Source organism: Paenibacillus sp. PsM32, from assembly GCF_030433815.1.
Lineage (GTDB): Bacteria > Bacillota > Bacilli > Paenibacillales > Paenibacillaceae > Saccharibacillus > Saccharibacillus kyungheensis.
Genome location: NZ_JARUWY010000068.1, coordinates 1 through 236, shown reverse-complemented (window position 1 = coordinate 236; position 236 = coordinate 1). Strand labels below are relative to the sequence as shown.

At 41.5% G+C, this 236-nt stretch carries 1 protein-coding gene; it reads left to right on the top strand.

From position 1 onward, the window contains the following. A partial coding sequence (locus QCD85_RS23740) for a hypothetical protein (protein WP_301264091.1) occupies positions 1 to 236 on the top strand: 236 nt, incomplete at both ends.

Here is a 236-nt window from a genome sequence, read left to right as displayed (position 1 = left end):
TGCTCTTGTTATCGTAGCGAGTAAACTATTTCCAGCGGGAGTTTTCGCAGCATACAGAAGTGCGGTATCACTCAAATTTTCAGACGACAATGCTTTAACTCTATCTCTTGATGATGATGCTACCGACTTAACAGTATCCACAGTTGACGGTTCAGGCAATACAGAAGTTGTATCTGATGATGGAAAATGGACTTCTTCCGCATCTAGAGTAGCTACTGTCAAAGCAGGAACAATTA